Raw genomic sequence first — 19,371 nt, forward strand, 5'->3', positions numbered from 1 at the left:
CTCCCCACTCGACCGGCGACTGGGCCTCCACTCGACCGGGGTAGTCGGCGGTCAAGCAGGGCCGAGGAACGAGGGAGCGTATCGAGACCACGTACGCCTAGGGCTCGCTCGAGCCGTCGACCTCCCGAGGTCTCGATACGGCTCGGCCGCGGGCGGCCTCCCCACTCGACCGGCGACTGGGCCTCCACTCGACCGGGGTAGTCGGCGGTCAAGCAGGGCCGAGGAACGAGGTGCGTATCGAGACCACGTACGCCTAGGGGCTCGCTCGAGCCATCGATCTCACGAGGTCTCGATACGGCTCGGCCGCGGGCGGCCTCCCCACTCGACCGGCGAGATTCTCCTAGTGGTTTGGCTTGTCGGCTCCTACGACCCACATCGCGAAGAACTGCGAGCCGCCGCCGTACGCGTGACCGAGAGCCTTGCGGGCGCCGTCGACCTGGTGCTCGCCGGCCTCGCCCATGACCTGCAGCGCGGCCTCGCCGAAGCGCAGCATGCCGCTGGCACCGATCGGGTTCGAGGACAGCACGCCGCCGCTCATGTTGACCGGGATGCGGCCACCGAGCGCCGTTTCGCCGGCCTCCGTGAGCTTCCAGCCGTCGCCGGGCTCGGCGAAGCCGAGGTTCTCGAGCCACATCGGCTCGAACCAGGAGAACGGCACGTAGATCTCGGCGCAGTCGATCTCGTCGATCGGCGACGAGATGCCGGCCTGCTTCCACAGCGCAGCCGCTGCCTCGCGGCCGGCGTGCGGGTTGACCTGGTCACGCTCGGCGGCGGTGGTCGGCTCGCTGCGCATCTGGGTGCCGTGGATCCAGGCGGGGTTCTTGATGCCGGACCGTTCGACGGCGTCCTCCGACGCGATCACGAGGGCGCACGCACCGTCGGACGACGGGCACGTCTCGTCGTACCGGATCGGGTCCCACAGCATCTGCGACGCCAGCACGGAGTCGACCGTCGTGTCGGGGTTCTGCAGGTGGGCGAACGGGTTCTTCAGCGCGTTCTGCCGGTCCTTCGCGGCGACGATCGCGCCGATGTGGGTGGGTGCGCCCGAGCGCCGGATGTACGACCGGACGTGGGGCGCGAAGTAGCCACCGGCGCCCGCGTGCACCGGCATGATGAACGGCACGGCGATCGACAAAGCCCACATCGCGTTGGACTCCGACTGCTTCTCGAAGGCGACGGTGAGGACCCGTTCGTGGATCCCCGCCTCGACGAGTGATGCGGCGACGATCGCGGTCGAGCCGCCGACGGAGCCGGCCGTGTGCACGCGCAGCAGCGGCTTGCCGGCTGCGCCGAGCGCCTCGGCGAGATAGAGCTCCGGCATCATCACGCCCTCGAACAGGTCTGGCGCCTTGCCGACGACGATCGCGTCGATGTCGGCGAACGTCAGCTCGGCGTCGGCCAGCGCGCGGTCGACCGCCTCACGCAGGAGGCCGGCGATCGACACGTCACCGCGCTTGGCCCGGTGGTGGGTCTGGCCGACACCGACCACAGCAGCCAATGTGCTCATGCGCGAGCCTCCATCGTGAGTACGAGATTCTGTTGCAGGGCCGGCCCTGAGGTCGCGTGGGCGAGGGCGCGCTGGGACGCACCCGACCACACCTGACGCGCCGCCTCGCCGATCCGGTTGAGGCCGGCGGTGAACATCGGGTTGGCGGTGAGCGCCCCGCCCGACGGGTTGATCCGTACGTCGTCGCCGAGGCCGAGCGCCGAGCCGAGGATCAGCTCCTGGTGGGAGAACGGCGCGTGCAGCTCGGCCAGGTCGACCCCGTCGACGCCAGCGGCGGATCCGGCGGATGCCGTGCTGGCGGAGATCGTGAGGTTGCGGCTGTTGAGGGCTCCGGACTCGATGCGGTGCTCGATGCCGGTGATCCAGGCCGCCGGGCCGGGGAGCCGGTCGAACGCCGGGGTGTCGGCTGCCGAGATGACGATCGCCGCGGCGCCGTCCGAGACGGGGGCACAGTCCCACCGGCGCAGCGGATCGGCGTACATCGGCTGGGCCAGGACATCCTCGACCGAGGTGGCCCTCGAACGGATGGCGTTCTCGTTGCCGGCGGCGTCGCTCATCGACCGGGCGACGACTCCTGCCATCTGCTCCTCGTCCCAAGCGCCCTTCTCGAGGCCGGCCCGAGCCTGCAGGCCGGCCACCGAAACGGCATCGGCCCACAGCGGGGTGACGGTGTACGGATCCATCTGCAGGGAGAGGATGCGGCGCAGCTGACCCGCACTGGACTTGCCGAACCCGTAGACGAGCGCGGTGTCGACCAGGCCGGTCTGGATCTTGACCCAGGCCTCGTAGAGCGCCCAGGCCGCGTCCATCTCGACGTGCGACTCCATGACCGGCGGCAGCGCGCCGATCGCGTCGACAGCCGAGACGAACGAGAACGACCGCCCGGCGAGGTAGTCGCTGGACCCCGAGCACCAGAACTCGATGTCGGACTTGGTCCAGCCGGTCTGCTCGAACAGCTCCGCGAAGATCGGGACGAGCAGCTCCACGCACGTGGGGGAGCCGTCGAACTCCTTCATCTGGCGCTGGGCGAACCCAACGATCGCAACGTCCCTCATCACAGGTGCACCTTGTAGGTCTCGAAGTCGGCGTCCGGTTCCCCGGTCGGCTCGAAGTGGCTGATGTTCTCGATCGTCGTGCCCCACTCGTCGCGGGGCTTCCAGACCGCCTTGACCCGCATCCCCATGCGTACGTCGGCGGGGTCGACGCCGAGCAGGAGGTGCAGGAACGCAATGTCAGCGCCGTCGAGCAGCATGTAGGCCGAGACGTACGGCGGCGTGATCTTCTGTCCGAGGAACGGCACGTTGACGATGCAGAACGTCGTGACGATGCCGGTATCGGGCACCTCGACGACGGTCGTGGTGGGGACGCCGTCGACCGGGCAGGCGCCGCGCGGTGGCACGTAGACCTTCTCGCACACCGGGCACCGCTGGCCCAGGATCCGGCCCTCGGCGAGGCCGCGGAAGAACGCCGACTCCTCGGGCGAGGCGGCGAAGTCGTACTCGAGGTGCACCGGCGAGACGATCCCGCTCACCGCTTCACTGTCGTCGGAACCGGGGGTCGCCGCGGGTGAGTCGTCGAGCGGCTCGAACCATCGGATGTCCGTAATGGCGCCGACGGTCTCCTCGGCCCACATCGCTCGTACGCGCATGCCGGTCTGGATCTGGTCTGGCGCCTCGACGGCGACCGCGTGCAGGAGCGGCCTGTCCGCGCCGTCGAGGACAATCTGGGCGAAGGCGAACGGCCGGTCGAGGGGCTGACCCGGCACGGGTTCGGGCACCCACACCCAGCTCTGCACGACTCCTTCGGCGGCGACCGGCACGAGCTCGGTGATCGGATCGTACGTCTGGGAGTCGTACTCCGGCGGCGGCACGGCGACGGTCCCGTCGGAGAGCACTCCGCCGAGGATCCGGCGACGTTTGAGGCCGGTCATGAACTCCGACAGCGTGGGGCCGAGCGACCGGGTGTAGTCGAACTCGACCTTCATGGGGGCGTGCAGCGTCCCTAGCTCCGTCATGCCCCAAAGTGAAACATGTTCTAGTTTTGGCGGCAAGTAGGCAGATCCGCCATCTACCTCAAAAGTAGAACGTGTTCTACAATCGCGACATGATCTCGTCCGATGCCATCACCTGGAATGCACCCAACGACCCGCACCCAGCCCGCGCCGCCTCGCAGCGCTCGTACTCCGCCGTCGCCAAGGGCGACCTCGACGAGTGGCTCACGGTCTACGCCGAGGACGCCGTGATCGAGGACCCCGTCGGGCCGTCGATGTTCGACGCCGAGGGCAAGGGGCACCGCGGCCACGACGGCATACGCGCGTTCTGGAATGCCGCGATCGCGCCCGTAGACCACTTCGACTTCGAGATCAACGACTCGTTCGCGAACCCCGAGGGCAACACCTGCGCCAACATCGGCCGGATCAAGACGACGTTCGCCGACGGCAGCTACAGCACGACCGACCTGGTCATGGTCTACGCCGTCAACGACGACGGCCGCGTGGCATCGATGAAGGCGTACTGGGAGCCCGAACGTGCGATGGCATCGTTCACGAAGGGGGAGTCAGCATGACCGTGTTCGGCGAGAACATCCTCGAGGGCAAGGTCGCCTACGTCGCCGGCGGGACGCGCGGGTTCAACCTCGCGATCGCCAAGCGGTATGCGGCACAGGGCGCCAAGGTCGTCGTCATGAGCCGTGATGAGGAGCGCTGCGCCTCGGCCGCCAAGGAGATCCGCGAGGAGGGCGGCGAGGCGCTGGGGCTGCCGGCCGACGCCCGCGACTACGACCGCGTCGCCGAGACGATGAAGGAGACCGCCGAGACGTTCGGCGGAATCGACATCGTCGTCGCCGGACAGGCCGGCAACTTCTACGCGCCCGCACTGGGCATGTCGTCGTCGGCGTTCCAGTCCGTCGTCGACATCGACCTCATGGGCACGTTCAACCTCTATCGCGCGAGCTTCGAGCACCTGCGGACGCCGGGGGCGTCGTTGATCGCCATCACGGCACCGGAAGCCGTCAAGCCGCTCGCGTTCCAGAGCCATGTCTGCGCGTCCAAGGCGGCCGTCAACATGCTGACCAAGTGCCTCGCGATCGAGTGGGGACCCGCGGGCGTACGCGTCAACGGCATCAGCCCCGGCCCGATCGAGGACACCTGGGGCATGGACAACGTCATCGCGACGATGCCGGGGATCAAGGAGACGATCACGGCGTCGACCCCGCTACGCCGCTGGGGTACGCATGCCGACATCGCCGACGCGGCCCTGTTCCTCGCCTCGGACGCCTCGTCGTACGTCACCGGCACGATCCTCGACGTCGACGGCGGCATCACGATCAACACCGTCGGCGCATCGGAGCGCGACGCGATCAACTTCAAGGACGATCCACGGGTCAAGGGCCCGGGCAAGGGAGCACGCTAGATGACACTCGATCCCGACATCCATCGCGGACCGCACTCGGGGGAGATGCTCCTCGACTCGCTCAAGCGCCACCGAAATGCGCCCGTGCTCCAGCTCGGCGACCGCAGCATCACGGGCCAGGAGATGGCCGACCAGATGAGCCGCTACGTCCGCGCCCTCGAGGACCTGGGTGCCGGTACCGGTGCGGCGGTGGGCCTGCTGGCCACCAACCGGCCGGAGGTGCTGTTCCTGATCGGCGCCGGACAGACGCAGGGCTACCGGCGTACGGCGTTGCACCCGCTGGGCTCGCTCGACGACCACGCGTACGTGCTCGACGACGCAGGTGCCAGCGCACTGATCGTCGACAACGTGCCGATGTTCCTGGAGCGGGCCGAGGCGCTGCGGGACAAGGTCCCCTCCCTCAAGACCGTCATCACGATCGACGACCTGGCCGCGAAGGCGGCGACGTACGACGACCAACCGCTCGTCGCGAAGGAGCTCGCGCCGGACCACGTCGTCGGCATCACGTACACGGGCGGCACCACCGGTACGCCCAAGGGTGTCATCGGCACCGCCGCGAGCATCGCCGCGATGACCCAGGTGCAGCTGGCTGAGTGGGAGTGGCCCGAGACGCCGACGTTCCTGATCTGCACGCCGCTGTCCCACGCCGGCGCGGCGTTCTTCGCGCCGACGGTGGCCAAGGGTGGCCGACTCGTGGTGCTGCCCGGATTCGACCCGGCCAAGGTGCTGGAGACCATCGAGAAGGAGCGGATCACCGCGACGATGCTCGTCCCGAGCATGCTCTACGCGCTCATGGATCATCCGGACTCGCACACCCGCGACCTGTCGAGCCTGGAGACCGTCTACTACGGCGCAGCGCCGAGCAACCCGACACGGTTGGCGGAGGCGATCGACCGCTTCGGCAAGATCTTCGCGCAGTTCTTCGGCCAGTCGGAGTGCCCGATGGTCATCTCCTACCTCGCGAAGGCCGACCACACGCCCGAACGCCTCGCCAGCTGCGGACGTCCGAGCGCGTTCCTGCGCACGGCGCTGCTCGGCGAGGACGGCGAGCCGGTCGAGCAGGGGCAGCCGGGCGAGATCTGTGTCGCCGGTCCGGTGCTTGCGGGCGGCTACCTCAACAAGCCGGCCGAGACTGCAGAGGCGTTCCACGACGGCTGGCTGCACACCGGCGACATCGCTCGTGAGGACGAGGACGGCTTCTGGTTCATCGTCGACCGGGTCAAGGACATGATCGTCAGTGGTGGGTTCAACGTCTTCCCGCGAGAGGTCGAGGACGTCATAGCCGAGCACCCCGCGGTCGCTCAGGTCGGCGTGATCGGCACCCCGCACGAGAAGTTCGGCGAGGCCGTCACTGCGGTCGTCGTGCTCCGCGAGGACGCCAAGCGTGACGGGCGATCGCTCGCGCAGCTGAAGTCGGAGATCCAGGCGTCGGTCAAGGACCGTAAGGGCTCGGTCCAGTCGCCCAAGGAGATCATCGTCGCGGACTCCCTGCCGTTGACGGCGCTGGGCAAGCCCGACAAGAAGGCGCTCCGAGCCCAGTTCTGGACCGGCGACCGCAACGTCGGCTGAGCCATCTCGTCGGTCGAGTGGGGAGGCCGCCCGCGGCCGAGCCGTATCGAGACCCCGTGAGGTCAATGGCTCGAGCGAGCCCGTCGGCGTACGTGGTTTCGATACGCCCCCTAATCGCAGAGCTCGTGGGGGGACCCCCACGGCTCGCAGAGCTCGCGGGCTACTCGACCGGCGAGGATGGCCGCTGGCCCTATTTGCCCTGGAACTCTGGCTTCCGCTTTTCGGCGAAGGCGCGGGGGCCTTCCTTCGCGTCCTCGGACGCGAAGACCGCGGCGCCCACCTCGGCATCGGCCTTCCAGCAGTCGTCCTCGTGCTTGCCCTCGGAGTCGCGGATCGTCTTGAGCACGGCCTGCACCGCGAGCGGTCCGTTGGCGGCGATCATGTCGGCGATCTCGTGGGCCTTCGTCAGCGCTTCACCGTCGGGGACGACGTGCCCGATCAGCCCGATCTCCTTGGCCTCCGGCGCCTTGATGTGCCGTCCCGTGAGGAGCAGATCGGCCGCGACCGTGTACGGGAGCTGGCGCGGCAGGCGTACAGCCGAGCCGCCCAAGGGATAGAGCCCCCACTTCGGCTCGGAGACGCCGAACCGCGCCGACTCGCCGGCGACCCGGATGTCGGTGGCCTGCAGGATCTCGGTGCCACCGGCGATCGCCGGACCCTCGACGGCGGCGATGAGCGGCTTGGTCAGCCGGAAGCCCTTGAGCAGCGGCTTGATGATCGTCGGATCGAACTCGCCGGACTCGAACTTGTCCGACGGCGCCGAGGACGACATCGACTTGAGGTCGGCGCCGGCGCAGAAGTATCCACCCGCACCCGTCAGGATCACGACCTTGACGTCGGGGTCGGAGTTGGTCCGGTCCCAGGCATCGCTCATGATCGACAACATCTCGGCGGACAGCGCGTTGCGAGCGTCGGGACGGTTCATCGTGACGACCAAGGTGTTGCCTTGGAGCTCGACGAGGCAGTGGGGTTCGTGTGCAGGCATATCAAGAGCGTAGTCAAAAACGAGAACGTGTTCTAGTCTTGGGCTCATGCCACTGAACATCGCCGACTTGTTCGAGCACGCCGTTGACGCCGTACCCGACCGTCCGATCCTCCAGGTCGGGCCGCGCAAGCTGACGTATGCCGAGCTGGAATCACAGTCGAACCAGCTCGCGCACTTCCTTGCCTCGCGCGGCATCGGCGCGGGCGACCACGTCGGGATCTACGCCAAGAACAGCATCGAGCACGTCGTCTCGCTACTGGCGATCTTCAAGATCCGCGCGGTCGCGATCAACGTCAACTACCGCTACGTCGAGGCCGAGCTCAGCTACCTCATCGAGAACTCCGACATGGTCGCGCTCCTGCACGAGCGTCCGTACGCCGATCTGGTCGCCGCCACCGCACGGCAGCACCCCACGCTCACCACGATCGTGGCGATGCCCGACCCGACCGACCCCGACCACCAGGCCGACGTCTCACCGTACGGCGGCATCACCTGGGAGGACGCGTTCGCCGGTCAGAGCGCCGAGCGGGACTTCGGCGAGCGCAGCGGCGACGACCTCTACATCGTCTACACCGGCGGCACGACCGGCTTCCCCAAGGGCGTCATGTGGCGCCACGAGGACTTCTGGCGCGTCCTCGGCGGCGGCATCGACTTCATGACCGGCGACCGGATCGAGGAGTTCACGCAGTCGGAGAACGCCAAGACGACCGACCCGATGGTGACGTTCCCGCTCAGCCCGCTGATGCACGGCGGCGCCCAGGCCGCGATGCTGATGCACCTGTTCGCCGGGCACCTCACGATCCTCGAGCCGACGTTCAACGCCGAGGAGACCTGGCGGATCATCGACCGCGAAAAGGTCCAGCTGATCTTCATGACGGGCGACGCGATGGCGCGCCCGCTGATCGAGGCGTACGAAGCCGGGAACTTCGACGGCAGCTCGCTCGTGGCCATCGCCAGCAGCGCCGCCATCTTCAGCCGTCCGGTCAAGGAGGTCTGGATGAAGGCGTTCCCCAACGCGTTCTTCACGGACTCGATCGGCTCGTCGGAGACCGGGTTCTCCGGCACCGGGCTGCAGGACAGCGACAACATCCAGGGGCAGGGCCCCGTCGTCGCGCTCGGCGCGGAGACCGTCGTGCTGGACGACCACAACCAGCCGATCGATCCCGCCAACATCGGCGCCATCGGCCGGCTGGCTCGCTCCGGCAGCGTGCCGATCGGCTACTACCGCGACCCCGAGAAGTCAGCGCGTACGTTCCTCGAGGTCGATGGCAAGCGTTACTCGGTGCCGGGTGACTACGCCCGCATCGAGGCCGACACCAAGGTGACGCTCCTCGGTCGCGGCTCCAACTGCATCAACACCGGCGGCGAGAAGGTGTACCCCGAAGAGGTCGAGATGGCGCTCAAGAGCCACCCCGACGTCTATGACGCACTCGTCGTCGGGCTCCCGGACGAGAAGTGGGGACACCACGTGTCCGCGGTGATCCAGTCGCGGTCCGACGAGCCGCCAAGCCTGGAGGACCTGCAGACGCACCTGCGCCGGCTGATCTCGGGGTACAAGCTGCCGCGCTCCGTCGCGTACGTCGAGGAGATCCCGCGCACCGCGACGGGGAAGGCCAACTACCCGGCCGCCAAGGACATCGCCGAGGCCGCTCACCGCGGCGCCGTTGAGGGGGCAGTCGCTGATGCGCACTGAGCTCTGCGAGCGGTTTGGGATCGAGTACCCGATCTTCGCGTTCACCCCGTCCGAGCACGTTGCCGCCGCGGTCTCCCGGGCCGGCGGCCTGGGCGTGCTGGGCTGTGTCCGGTTCAACGAGGCCGACGAGCTCGATCGCACGCTCGACTGGCTCGACGACAACACGGACGGCAAGCCGTACGGCGTCGACGTCGTGATGCCGATGAAGGTGCCGACCGAGGGCAAGGCCGTCGACCTGCAGGCGATGATCCCGGAGGAGCACATCAGCTTCGTCGAGCGGACCCTGCAGCAGCTCGGCGTGCCGCCGCTGCCCGAGGGCGAAGGCCGGGCCGGTGTGCTGGGCTGGTTGCACTCCGTCGCCCGTTCGCACGTCGACGTAGCACTGAGCGGGAAGCACCGCCCGGTCCTGATCGCGAACGCCCTCGGCTCGCCGCCCAAGGACATCATCGACCAGGCGCACGAGGCCGGCGTCCAGGTGGCAGCGCTGGCAGGAGCGGCGAAGCACGCACTGTCGCACGTGGCGAACGGCGTCGACATCATCATCGCCCAGGGCTATGAGGCCGGCGGCCATACCGGCGAGATCGCCAGCATGGTCCTGACCCCGGAGATCGTGGACGCGGTCGGCCCCGACGTCGCCGTGCTCGGCGCCGGTGGCATCGGCCGCGGCCGTCAGGTGGCGGCATCCCTCGCCCTCGGCGCGCAAGGCGTCTGGACCGGCTCGGTGTGGCTGACCACCGAGGAGTACCAGAACCTCAACACCAACGCCGGTATGACCGAGGCGTTCCTGCGAGCGTCCAGCGCCGACACCGTGCGTACGCGCATCTACACCGGCAAGCCCGCGCGGTTGCTCAAGACCAAGTGGACGCAGGCGTGGGACACCGAGGAGGCGCCCTCACCCCTGCCGATGCCGCTGCAGAACCTGCTCGTGGCCGACGCGCACAGCCGGATGAACTCCGCGGGCAACCCCGACGTGATCTCGATGCCGGTGGGTCAGATCGTGGGCTCGATGAACGAGGTGCGCCCGGTCGCCGAGGTCATGGCCGACCTGATCAACGAGTACGAGGAAACCGTCAAGCGCCTCTCGAGCCTCTGACCGTCCCCTCCCGCTCGCTAGGCCGGCGGAGGAGGCCGGGAGGGGACGAGGGACGAGGCCCCGAAGCGTGGTGAGGTCGAGTGCTCGCCCGAGCCTCTCGTCGTACGCCCCTTCGGTCGCTCGTCCCTCGCTCCCTCCCGCTCGCAAGCTCGCTAGGGGCCGGTGTTCCCGTTCCCTAAGGAGGCCGCCCGCGGCCGACTGGGAGCGAGCTCTGCGAGCGAAGGGTGGTGAGGTCGAGTGCTCGGCCGAGCCTGTCGTCGTACGCCCCTTCGGTCGCTCGTTCCTCGCTCCCCCCGCTCGCAAGCTCGCAAGGGGCCGTCGCCGTCAGGACCAGGCGTGCACGTAGTCGATCGACATGGTTGCCGGCAACGTCGTGTCGACGGTCGCCTCGTTGCCCTGTGAGCCGAGTGCCTGCGTGAAGGCCATGATGTAGCGCTTGTTGAACGCCGGGTCGCCCGACGTGTTGACCAGGCAGGTGTGCCCATTGACGAAGATCTCGAGTCGTTCCGGGCTCCATTCCAGCGTGTACGTGTTCCACACGCCGCGGGTGGCCCGACAGTCGTACGTCGTGTTCTGGGTCGTCCCGGTGAGAATCGAGCCGAGCAGATCGAGGATGGTGTGCAGGAACGGCACGATCAGGTCGGGGTTGTTCGAATAGGTCTCCGCGATGTCGATCTCACCGTTCGCCGGCCAGCCGCCCTGACCTTCGGGATAACGGGTGTCGGGCCACAGCCAGAACGCCTCGTGGAGGCCGGAGGTCGTGGAAGCCGTGTTCTTGATCCGGGCCTCGAAGCGTCCGTACTTCTGTGACCACTTGTGGAAGGTCGACACCATGCCCGACGTGTACGAGGTGACGGCGCCGTTGTGAGCGGCACACGGCTTGGGCTCGCCCTTGATCAGGTTGAGGTTGAGAGCGCCGTTCGCGACCGAGATGTTCTCGGGCGAGTCGACGTAGCAGGCCAGCTCGTTGCCGCCGGTGCCGAAGATCTCCTGGGGAGTCCACTTGGTGCGATCCAGCGTCGTGCCATTGAAGTCGTCGGCGAAGGTGCACGTCCAGGGCTGGCCGTTGGCCTTCAGGACCGACGCTCCGCACGCTGTGGGGTCGGGTTTGGGAGCGGTGTCGACGGACCACACCACGGTCGCCTCACTCGCCTGATCGGTGGCGCTCGGCCGGTAGCGAGCCCGCACCGGGAGATCGCCCCCGGGCCGGGACCCCAGATCGAAGGTGGCTTTGCCGCCGGTCAGGGTGTAGGCGCCCTTGTACTGGCCGTCGACCCACAGGTCGACGAGGTTGGTCGGGACCTTGTTCGGGGCGGTGACCTGGATCGTTCCAGTTCCCTCAGGGAGAACTGTCAGGGTGGTCGTGGTCGGCACCTGTTCAGCGGTTGCGACCGTGAAGGTGGTGATGTCCTCACTGCTCTTGGTCGTGCTGTTCTCGCGGTAGCGCACGTAGATCTGGTACTCGCCTCCCGGCAGGGTGCCCAGGTTGACGTCGGCCTTGCCGTTGGTGAGGGCGTAGGCCTTCTGCCAGTTGGAGTCGATCCAGAGGTCGACGTAGTTGGTTGGCGTTACGCCGTTCTCGGCGGTGACCTGGACGGTTCCGGTGCCGTCGGCGTTGAGCTTCAGTGTGGTGGTCGTTGGCGACTGGACGGTGCCGGGCGCGGTCCAGGTGACGAGTGCGTCACTGGATTTGGTGGTGCTGTTCTCGCGGTAGCGGACGTAGATCTGGTGGTCGCCGTGGGATTGGGTGCCGAGGTCGACGTCGGCCTTGCCGCCTGTGAGGGCGTAGGCCTTCTGCCAGACGGAGTCGATCCAGAGATCGACGTAGTTGGTGGGTGTGACGCCGTTCTCGGCGGTGACTTGGACGGTTCCGGTGCCGTCGGCGTTGAGCTTCAGCGTCGTCGTGGTGGGCGACTGGACGGTCCCCGGGGCGGTCCAGTAGGTGACCGCGTCGCTGGCCTTGGTGGTGCTGTTCTCGCGGTAGCGGACGTAGATCTGGTGGTCGCCGTGAGGTTGCGTCCCGAGGTCGATGTCGGCTTTGCCGTTGGTCAGGGCGTAGGCCTTCTGCCAGACGGAGTCGATCCAGAGATCCACGTAGTTGGTCGGAGTGACGCCGTTCTCGGCGGTGACCTGGACGGTTCCGGTGCCGTCGGCGTTGAGCTTCAGGGTCGTCGTGGTTGGCGACTGGACGGTGCCCGGGGCGGTCCAGTACGTGATCGCGTCGCTGGCCTTGGTGGTGCTGTTGTCCCGGTAGCGGACGTAGATGATGTGGTCGCCCGGGGCCTGGGTGCCCAGGTCGATCGTGGCCTTGCCGTCGGTGAGGGCATAGGCCCTCTGCCAGTTGAAGTCGATCCACAGGTCGACGTAGTTGGTTGGTGTGACGCCGTTCTCAGCGGTGACCTCGACCGTGCCGGTGCCGTCGGCGTTGAGCTTCAGCGTGGTGGTCGTGGGCGACTGGACGGTGCCGGGTGCGGTCCAGGTGACGAGGGCATCGCTGGTCTTGGTGGTGCTGTTCTCGCGGTAGCGGACGTAGATCTGGTGGTCGCCGTGGGACTGGGTGCCCAGGTTGACGTCGGCTTTGCCGTTGGTGAGGGCGTAGGCCTTTTGCCAGTTGGAGTCGATCCAGAGATCGACGTAGTTGGTGGGTGTGACGCCGTTCTCGGCGGTGACCTGGACGGTTCCGGTGCCGTCGGCGTTGAGCTTCAGCGTGGTGGTCGTGGGCGACTGGACGGTGCCGGGCGCGGTCCAGGTGGTGAGGGCATCGCTGGTCTTGGTGGTGCTGTTCTCGCGGTAGCGGACGTAGATCTGGTGCTCACCGTGAGGCTGCGTCCCGAGGTCGATGTCGGCTTTGCCGTTGGTCAGGGCGTAGGCCTTCTGCCAGACGGAGTCGATCCACAGGTCGACGTAGTTGGTCGGTGTGACGCCGTTCTCGGCAGTGACCTGCACGGTTCCGGTTCCGTCGGCGTTGAGCTTCAGCGTCGTCGTGGTGGGCGACTGGACGGTCCCTGGTGCGGTCCAGTATGTGAGAGCGTCGCTGGCCTTGGTCGTGCTGTTCTCGCGGTAGCGGACGTAGATCTGGTGCTCACCGAGAGGCTGCGTTCCCAGGTCGACGGCCGCCTTGCCGTTCGTCAGGGTGTAGGGCTTCTGGTAGGTCGAGTCGATCCACAGGTCCACGTAGTTCGTCGGAATGACACCGTTCTCGGCGGTGACCTCGACCGTTCCGGTGCCGTCGGCGTTGAGCTTCAAGGTCGTCGTGGTGGCAACCGGGTCTGCCGCGGCTGCTGAGCTCAGCGAGCTGGACGCGACCAGCATTCCCGCGGTGATCGTCACCGCGGCAACGACCGCGGTGACCGTTCGGCCTACTCCCTGGCGCGTGAACGGATTCAACATGAGCGTCACCCTCCCCTTGGGTATCTCAATCTGAACGATAAACGTCGAGTGAGCCCTGTAGGGGCGAAATGAGAAAGACTCTCAAGATTTGCTGGGGTTCCAGGCGTACATACATGCCGCCCGCTGTGACCGGGCGAGCGGAAGCTACACGATCTGGTCACCGGCGATCAGGAAGCCGTTGCCCGTCTTCTGCAGGCTGAGCCGTCTCGTCTCGGACTCGACACCGCGGCTCGTCGTGTAGGTCAGTCGTACGTCGACGAGCCCGTCGCCGATCGGTGTGGACCCGTCGACGCGCACCTGTTGGATCGTGCGCCAGAAGCCGACGTAGTTGCCATAGCTCCCGACCCGGGCCTGCATGCCGGGGGACAGGAGGGCCCAGGCGGTCTCGGTGTCACTCGGCAGGTGGGAGTAGTAGTCCTTCACGAACTGGCCCGGGTCGGAGGCCGTGCTGCCCGAAGAACCCGAGGAACCCGAGGAACCCGAGGAACCCGAGGAGCCCGAAGAACCCGATGAGCCCGAAGAGTCGGTGGGCCCGGGCTGGTCGGTTGAGGTGGTCTTGCCCTTGCCGCTGCCGTTGTCGTCCGAAGGTTCGGGGGAACCCCTCGGCTCCGACGTCTGAGAACTCGTGGGGGCTTCACGTGCCGAAGGGTTGCCGTCTTTCTGGTTGAGCAGGTAGGCACCGAGGACACCGGCGGTGACGAGGAGCAGCGCTGCGGTGGCAAGCGCCGTCCGCCGCCGGCGACCGGGCCGCTGCCCCGGGTCATCTGGTGCCGGGTCCGCCGTCGGAGGCGACGGCGAGCCCGGGGCTGGCGCGGTGGCCGACGCAAGGGGCACCGGCTCGGGAGGCCGCTCCGTCGGCCTCAGTGGCACAACCGGCGTGTCGATCTCGGTCGTCGTCTCGCTCGGCTCCGCAACGGGGAGCGTGAACGACACCGTGGTCGGTCCGGTCGATGGGATGCCCCACTGCTCGTGCAGGCGATGCAAGGCGTGCGCCGCGTCAGGCATCGTCCACCGGGTGCTGGGATCCGGGTCCATCATCCGGGTGATGGGTTCGGTCAGGAATCCCGCCTTCTCCAGCGGAGCGGGGGGTTCGGTGGCGATGCGGGACAGCAGCGCGATCGCGTTGGGCTGGTCGGGGTAGGGCAGTCGGCCCTCCACCACGGCGTAGAGCGTGGCTCCCAGGCCCCACACGTCAGCGGCGACGGTGGGATCCTGGCCCTTGGCGAGCTCCGGCGCGAAGTAGGCAGGCGTACCGGTCACCACGCCAGACCGGGTGAGCCGCGGGTCACCGTGGGTCCGGGCGATCCCGAAGTCACTGATCTTCACGAGGTCGTCTTCGGTGACGAGGATGTTGCCGGGCTTGACGTCGCGGTGGATGGTCCCGCGCTGATGGGCGGCTGCTAGCCCGTCGGCAGCCTGAGCGCCGATCCAGACCAGTCGCTCGGGCGGTAGCGGGCCCTCCTCGGCGACGATCTCGGCGAGATTGCGTGAGGGGACGTACTCCATGACGAGCCAGTTGCGATCGCCGTCCTCGACGGCGTCGTAGATGGCGACCACATTGCGATGGTTCAGTGCGGCGGAGTTGCGAGCCTCGCGCAGCGCCCGAGCCAGGTCCGACGTCGATTCGCCCGGCATGCTGCCGACCTCCTTGATCGCCACGTGACGACCCAGCAATTCGTCGCGGCACAGCCAGACCGTGCCCATGCCGCCACGGCCGACTGCGCGTTCAACCGCATAGCGGCCGGCGATCGTCGTGGGCGGCATTCCCGGCTCCTCTCAAGGTCGTCGAGATGACTACCCTCAAGACCCCGTTGGTACGCAGTGCCGCCTAGCCATAACGGGTGCCACGCTCTTCGCGGATCCAGGTGACGTCGGTGGTGCCGGCCGCGGTGAGCTCGCGGTGGATGACCTTGTGCGTCGCCGTACGCGGCAGGTCGTCGAGCACCCTGACGAAGCGCGGTCGCGCCTTCGGCGACAGGTCGGTTTGCTCGTCGAGGAACAGCTCCAGCTCATCGGGGCCGAGCTCGCCCCGCAGGACAAGCGCCGCTGCGACCTGATCGCCGGCACGTTCGTCCGGCACGGCGTAGACGGCGGCCTGGTCGATCGCGGGATGGCGGAGCAGAATCTGCTCGATCGGTGCGCAGGCGAGGTTCTCGCCGTCGACCCGAAGCCACGCAGCAGTACGCCCCGCGAACCAGACCCAGCCCTCGGTGTCGCGGTAGGCGAGGTCGCCGGACCAGTACATGCCTCCGAGCATCCGCTCGGCGGTCGCTTCCTCATCGTTGTAGTAGCCGGCGAACTGCCCGGCACCGGTCGTGTTGACCAGCTCGCCGACGCATTCATCGAGATTGACGACCCGGCCGTTCTCGTCGAGCTCCGCGCGCGGGCACTCCCGGCCGGTCGCGGGGTCGTACACGGCCACCCCGTCAGCCGGCCAGCCGAGCGCGCCCGGCGGCGTGTCCGGGAGCTTGCTGACCGTGACGGCGTTCTCCGTCGAGCCGAACCCGTCGATGACGCGGCAGCCGAATCGTTGCGCGAACGCTCGGATGTCGCGATCGCCTGCCTCGTTGCCGAAGACGAGGCGCAAGGGGTTGTCGGCGTCGTCGGCTCGCTCGGGCGTGGCCAGCACGTACGTCAGGGGCTTGCCGACATACGACGCGTAGGTCGCACCGAACCGGCGTACGTCCGCGAGGAACTCCGAGGCAGAGAACCGCGCGCGGAGCGCCACCGCAGCGCCGGTGACGAGAGCAGGTGCCCAGCCCGCCATGACCGCATTCGAGTGGAACAGCGGCATCGCGACGTAGTGCACGTCGTCGGAGGTGAGGCCGAGGCGTTCGGTGAGGTACTGACCGGGATAGGTGACCTTCTCGTGGGTGATGCGCACCGCCTTGGGCCGCCCGCTCGTGCCCGACGTGAAGATCAGCATGAACAGCGAGTCATCGGTCGGTGATGCGTCAGGGGCCTCAGCGGGCTGCACGTCCCACTCGTCCGTGTCGATGAGCTGGATGCCGGACAGGTCGAGCCCGTCGAGCAGATGGCGTTGCATCGAGTCGGTCAGGAGCACCTGGACGTCGGCGCGGTGCAGGTCGGCCAGCAGCGCCTCGCCGCGACGGGTGCTGTTGACGCCTACCGCGACGTGCCCGCCCAACCCGGCGGCGGCCAGGCCGAGGAGCATCTCGGCGGTGTTGTCCATCAACAGGCCGACGTGCGGAGGACGCTGCCGGTCAAGCAGGCGCTCGACGGCACCCGCCCGGGCCGATGCGTCGGCGACGAGCTCGCGCCAGGTCCACGTACGTTCGTGGGTCAGCAGTGCTGGGGTGTCCTGCTCGGCTCGCGCCAGAAGGAGGTCCCGTACGGTCACGCCGGTTCGGCGGCGAGGAGCCGGCCGAGGCGCAACGCCTGCTCGGTCGCGCCGCCGTGCTGGAACTCGTACCGCGTGGCAGCGGTGAAGTAGCGGTGGGCCACGCCGTCGAGGTCGACTCCCACGCCGCCGTGGATGTGCACCGTCGTGTGCGCGATCCGGTGGCCGGCGTCCGCCGCCCAGAGCTTGGCCGTGGCGATGGCTTCGGCGGCGGGCAGTCGCTCGGCCAGCCGCCAGGCCGCCTGCCACACCGTGAGCGCCTGGAAGCGGGTGTCGATGTAGCCGTCCGCGAGTCGCTGTGACACCGCCTGGAACGTTCCGACCGGCCGGTCGAACTGCTCCCGTGTCTTGGCGTACTCCGCCGTCAGCGCGACGGCACCCTCCGTGACCCCCAGCTGCACGGCACACGTCGCGACGGTGAGGAGGTCAACCAGCCGCTGGGCTGCCTCGCCGTCGGCGGCACCGACGACCCTGTCGGCGGACACGCGGACACCGTCGAGCTCGAGCAGGCCCGCGACATCGCCGTCGCTCAGGTGCTGTTCGTGTATGTGCAGGCCGGCGGCGCCGGAGTCGACCAGGAAGACGGCGGTCCCGGTCGGCGTGGACGCGGGTACCAGGAATGCAGTCGCGACGGTAGCGGCAGGAACGAGGTACTTCGAGCCGGTCAGGACGTACTCATCGCCGTCCTGCGCCGCGGTGGATGTCGGCACGGTCGGAGCGTGCTCGTGCTCCTCGGTGATCGCGCAGCTCAACACGTCAGAGCCGAATCCGAGCCATCGCAGGTCGTCGGTGCCATGCTCGCCGAGGAACGTACGCGCGACGGCGTCCGTGGCGAGCGGCACCGGGGCGACCGTGCGGCCGACCTCGACGAGGACGCGGCACAGCTCGACGAAGCCGAGCCCCGCGCCGTCGTACGCCTCGGGGGTGGTGAGCGTGAGCAGGCCGGCGTCGCCGAGGGCGCGCCACAGGACCGGATCGAACCGGTTGCCGGCGGCCTCGACCTCGGCCAGCCGTGATGGCGTGGTGTGGTCGGCGAGGATCGTCGCCGCGAGGGCAGCGGCGTCGTCGGCTTCGGGGGAGAAGGTGAAGTCCATGCGTGCGCTCCTAGCAGTTCTGGGATTCAGCGCTGCGCGGCCGGAAGGCCGAGCCCGACGTAGCCGATGATGTCCCGCTGGATCTCGTTGGTGCCGCCGCCGAAGGTCATGACCAAGGAGGAGCGGAAGTAGCGCTCGAGCCGGCCGGCGAGCACGGCCCCGGACGAGTCGGCGGCGATGCCGGCTGCGGGTCCGACGACCTCCATGAGGGCGCGGTAGACCTCGATCGCCAGCTCTGAGCCGTAGACCTTGATGGCGGAGGCGTCCGCCGGGGAGAGGGTGTCGATCTCGGTGGCGAGCTTCCAGCCCATCAGGGTCAGAGCCTCGGTGCGAGCCTGCGCCCGGCCGAGGAGGACCTGCACCCACTGCTGATCGATGACGCGTATGCCGTTGGCGTCCTTGGTCTGCCGCGCCCAGTCGGTGACGAGCTCGATCGAGTGGACCAGGGGCGCCGACGAGGTGAGAGCCACGCGCTCGCGGTTGAGCTGGTTCGTGATCAGGGCCCAGCCGCCACCGCGTTCGCCGATGAGGTTGTCGGCCGGCACCCGCACGTTGTCGTAGTAGGTCGCGCTCGTGCCGACGCCGGCGATGGTGTGGACGGGGGTGTAGGAGAAGCCCTCCGCGTCGGCCGGGACGAGGATCATGGACAGCCCCTTGTGGCGGGGCAGGTCAGGATCGGTGCGGCATGCCATCCAGATCCAGTCGGCGTACTGGATCAGCGAGGTCCACATCTTCTGCCCGTTGACGACCCACTCCCCGGTGGACTCGTCGAGCTCGGCGCGCGTACGCAGAGACGCCAGGTCCGTGCCCGAGCCCGGCTCCGAGTAGCCGATCGAGAAGTGCAGCTCCCCGCGCACGATGCGGGGGAGGAAGTACTCCTTCTGCTCCTGGGTGCCGTAGCGCATGATCGTCGGGCCGACGGTGTTGAGCGTCAGGTAGGGGATCGGCACACCCGCCACGGCCGCGACATTGGTGAAGATCAGCTCGTCGACCATCGAGCGGTTCTGCCCGCCCCATTCCTCCGGCCAGCCCATGCCGAGCCAGCCGTCGGTGCCGAGCTGCCGGATGACGTCCTTGTAGACGGTGACGTCCCCGAACTCCCCGGACGACGCGGCGAGAGCCGCGCGACGCTCAGGCGTGACGAGCTCGGAAAAGTAGCCTTTGAGCTCATCACGAAGGCGGAGCTGGGCCGGTGTCAGGGCGACGTACATGTGGTAAAACTATAACGTGTTCTCGTTTTGGTCCACTGGGGACCGCAATCGGAGGCAA

Annotated in this window: 14 protein-coding genes; 5 read left to right on the plus strand and 9 right to left on the minus strand. The window is 68.2% G+C overall.

Annotation, left to right across the window (positions count from 1 at the left end):
* Window positions 1–340 precede the first annotated feature (340 nt).
* Genes AC1DVU_RS20580 through AC1DVU_RS20590 form a run of 3 tightly spaced genes read right to left on the minus strand, consistent with a single transcriptional unit; the run spans window position 341 to window position 3,521 of the window.
* On the minus strand, window positions 341–1,507 hold the full coding sequence (locus tag AC1DVU_RS20580; RefSeq protein ID WP_476924323.1) for a thiolase domain-containing protein: 1,167 nt from the start codon (window positions 1,505–1,507) through the stop codon (window positions 341–343).
* The gene (locus AC1DVU_RS20585) at window positions 1,504–2,562 is read right to left on the minus strand and encodes a thiolase domain-containing protein (RefSeq protein ID WP_476924324.1); all 1,059 of its coding nucleotides are present in this window, start codon (window positions 2,560–2,562) and stop codon (window positions 1,504–1,506) included. The genes AC1DVU_RS20580 and AC1DVU_RS20585 overlap by 4 nt, the downstream gene beginning before the upstream one ends.
* On the minus strand, window positions 2,562–3,521 hold the full coding sequence (locus AC1DVU_RS20590) for a Zn-ribbon domain-containing OB-fold protein (RefSeq protein WP_476924325.1): 960 nt from the start codon (window positions 3,519–3,521) through the stop codon (window positions 2,562–2,564). Before AC1DVU_RS20590 ends, AC1DVU_RS20585 begins: the two co-directional genes overlap by 1 nt.
* Window positions 3,522–3,610: 89 nt before the next feature.
* On the opposite strand from AC1DVU_RS20590, the gene AC1DVU_RS20595 reads away from it, so the two are divergent.
* From AC1DVU_RS20595 to fadD8, 3 genes are read left to right on the plus strand one after another with little or no spacing between them, the layout of a single operon-like run.
* The gene (locus AC1DVU_RS20595) at window positions 3,611–4,072 is read left to right on the plus strand and encodes a nuclear transport factor 2 family protein (RefSeq protein WP_476924326.1); all 462 of its coding nucleotides are present in this window, start codon (window positions 3,611–3,613) and stop codon (window positions 4,070–4,072) included.
* The gene (locus AC1DVU_RS20600; protein ID WP_476924327.1) at window positions 4,069–4,917 is read left to right on the plus strand and encodes an SDR family oxidoreductase; all 849 of its coding nucleotides are present in this window, start codon (window positions 4,069–4,071) and stop codon (window positions 4,915–4,917) included. The genes AC1DVU_RS20595 and AC1DVU_RS20600 overlap by 4 nt, the downstream gene beginning before the upstream one ends.
* Window positions 4,918–6,486, plus strand: coding sequence for a fatty-acid--CoA ligase FadD8 (gene fadD8, locus AC1DVU_RS20605; protein ID WP_476924328.1), 1,569 nt, complete (start codon window positions 4,918–4,920; stop codon window positions 6,484–6,486).
* Window positions 6,487–6,676: 190 nt separating this feature from the next.
* Here fadD8 and AC1DVU_RS20610 read toward each other — a convergent pair whose 3' ends face one another.
* Window positions 6,677–7,471 carry a crotonase/enoyl-CoA hydratase family protein gene (locus tag AC1DVU_RS20610; protein ID WP_476924329.1) on the minus strand — a complete coding sequence of 265 codons (795 nt, stop codon included), beginning with the start codon at window positions 7,469–7,471 and terminating at the stop codon, window positions 6,677–6,679.
* Window positions 7,472–7,517: 46 nt separating this feature from the next.
* Here AC1DVU_RS20610 and AC1DVU_RS20615 point away from each other — a divergent pair, with 46 nt between their 5' ends.
* Both AC1DVU_RS20615 and AC1DVU_RS20620 read left to right on the plus strand, forming a co-directional pair.
* Window positions 7,518–9,164: an acyl-CoA synthetase gene (locus AC1DVU_RS20615; protein ID WP_476924330.1), complete on the plus strand. Its 1,647-nt coding sequence runs from the start codon at window positions 7,518–7,520 to the stop codon at window positions 9,162–9,164.
* On the plus strand, window positions 9,154–10,257 hold the full coding sequence (locus tag AC1DVU_RS20620; protein ID WP_476924331.1) for an NAD(P)H-dependent flavin oxidoreductase: 1,104 nt from the start codon (window positions 9,154–9,156) through the stop codon (window positions 10,255–10,257). Before AC1DVU_RS20615 ends, AC1DVU_RS20620 begins: the two co-directional genes overlap by 11 nt.
* Window positions 10,258–10,581: 324 nt before the next feature.
* Here AC1DVU_RS20620 and AC1DVU_RS20625 read toward each other — a convergent pair whose 3' ends face one another.
* From AC1DVU_RS20625 to AC1DVU_RS20645, 5 genes are all read right to left on the minus strand, one after another.
* Window positions 10,582–13,647 carry a glycoside hydrolase family 16 protein gene (locus AC1DVU_RS20625; protein WP_476924332.1) on the minus strand — a complete coding sequence of 1,022 codons (3,066 nt, stop codon included), beginning with the start codon at window positions 13,645–13,647 and terminating at the stop codon, window positions 10,582–10,584.
* Window positions 13,648–13,791: 144 nt separating this feature from the next.
* Window positions 13,792–15,411, minus strand: coding sequence for a serine/threonine-protein kinase (locus AC1DVU_RS20630; RefSeq protein ID WP_476924333.1), 1,620 nt, complete (start codon window positions 15,409–15,411; stop codon window positions 13,792–13,794).
* Between the two features lie 64 nt (window positions 15,412–15,475).
* On the minus strand, window positions 15,476–17,008 hold the full coding sequence (locus tag AC1DVU_RS20635) for an AMP-binding protein (RefSeq protein WP_476924334.1): 1,533 nt from the start codon (window positions 17,006–17,008) through the stop codon (window positions 15,476–15,478).
* The gene (locus tag AC1DVU_RS20640; protein WP_476924335.1) at window positions 17,005–18,102 is read right to left on the minus strand and encodes an acyl-CoA dehydrogenase family protein; all 1,098 of its coding nucleotides are present in this window, start codon (window positions 18,100–18,102) and stop codon (window positions 17,005–17,007) included. The genes AC1DVU_RS20635 and AC1DVU_RS20640 overlap by 4 nt, the downstream gene beginning before the upstream one ends.
* 26 nt (window positions 18,103–18,128) lie before the next feature.
* Window positions 18,129–19,313 carry an acyl-CoA dehydrogenase family protein gene (locus AC1DVU_RS20645; RefSeq protein ID WP_476924336.1) on the minus strand — a complete coding sequence of 395 codons (1,185 nt, stop codon included), beginning with the start codon at window positions 19,311–19,313 and terminating at the stop codon, window positions 18,129–18,131.
* Window positions 19,314–19,371 lie beyond the last annotated feature (58 nt).

The organism is Aeromicrobium sp. P2_G6 (assembly GCF_056403535.1).

Coding starts and splice junctions, on each gene's coding strand:
- AC1DVU_RS20615 (WP_476924330.1), top strand. CDS start 7,518: ATGCCACTGAACATCGCCGACTTGTTCGAGCACGCCGTTGACGCCGTA.
- AC1DVU_RS20580 (WP_476924323.1), bottom strand. CDS start 1,507: ATGAGCACATTGGCTGCTGTGGTCGGTGTCGGCCAGACCCACCACCGG.
- fadD8 (WP_476924328.1), top strand. CDS start 4,918: ATGACACTCGATCCCGACATCCATCGCGGACCGCACTCGGGGGAGATG.
- AC1DVU_RS20610 (WP_476924329.1), bottom strand. CDS start 7,471: ATGCCTGCACACGAACCCCACTGCCTCGTCGAGCTCCAAGGCAACACC.
- AC1DVU_RS20625 (WP_476924332.1), bottom strand. CDS start 13,647: ATGTTGAATCCGTTCACGCGCCAGGGAGTAGGCCGAACGGTCACCGCG.
- AC1DVU_RS20595 (WP_476924326.1), top strand. CDS start 3,611: ATGATCTCGTCCGATGCCATCACCTGGAATGCACCCAACGACCCGCAC.
- AC1DVU_RS20585 (WP_476924324.1), bottom strand. CDS start 2,562: ATGAGGGACGTTGCGATCGTTGGGTTCGCCCAGCGCCAGATGAAGGAG.
- AC1DVU_RS20600 (WP_476924327.1), top strand. CDS start 4,069: ATGACCGTGTTCGGCGAGAACATCCTCGAGGGCAAGGTCGCCTACGTC.
- AC1DVU_RS20620 (WP_476924331.1), top strand. CDS start 9,154: ATGCGCACTGAGCTCTGCGAGCGGTTTGGGATCGAGTACCCGATCTTC.
- AC1DVU_RS20590 (WP_476924325.1), bottom strand. CDS start 3,521: ATGACGGAGCTAGGGACGCTGCACGCCCCCATGAAGGTCGAGTTCGAC.
- AC1DVU_RS20645 (WP_476924336.1), bottom strand. CDS start 19,313: ATGTACGTCGCCCTGACACCGGCCCAGCTCCGCCTTCGTGATGAGCTC.
- AC1DVU_RS20630 (WP_476924333.1), bottom strand. CDS start 15,411: ATGCCGCCCACGACGATCGCCGGCCGCTATGCGGTTGAACGCGCAGTC.
- AC1DVU_RS20640 (WP_476924335.1), bottom strand. CDS start 18,102: ATGGACTTCACCTTCTCCCCCGAAGCCGACGACGCCGCTGCCCTCGCG.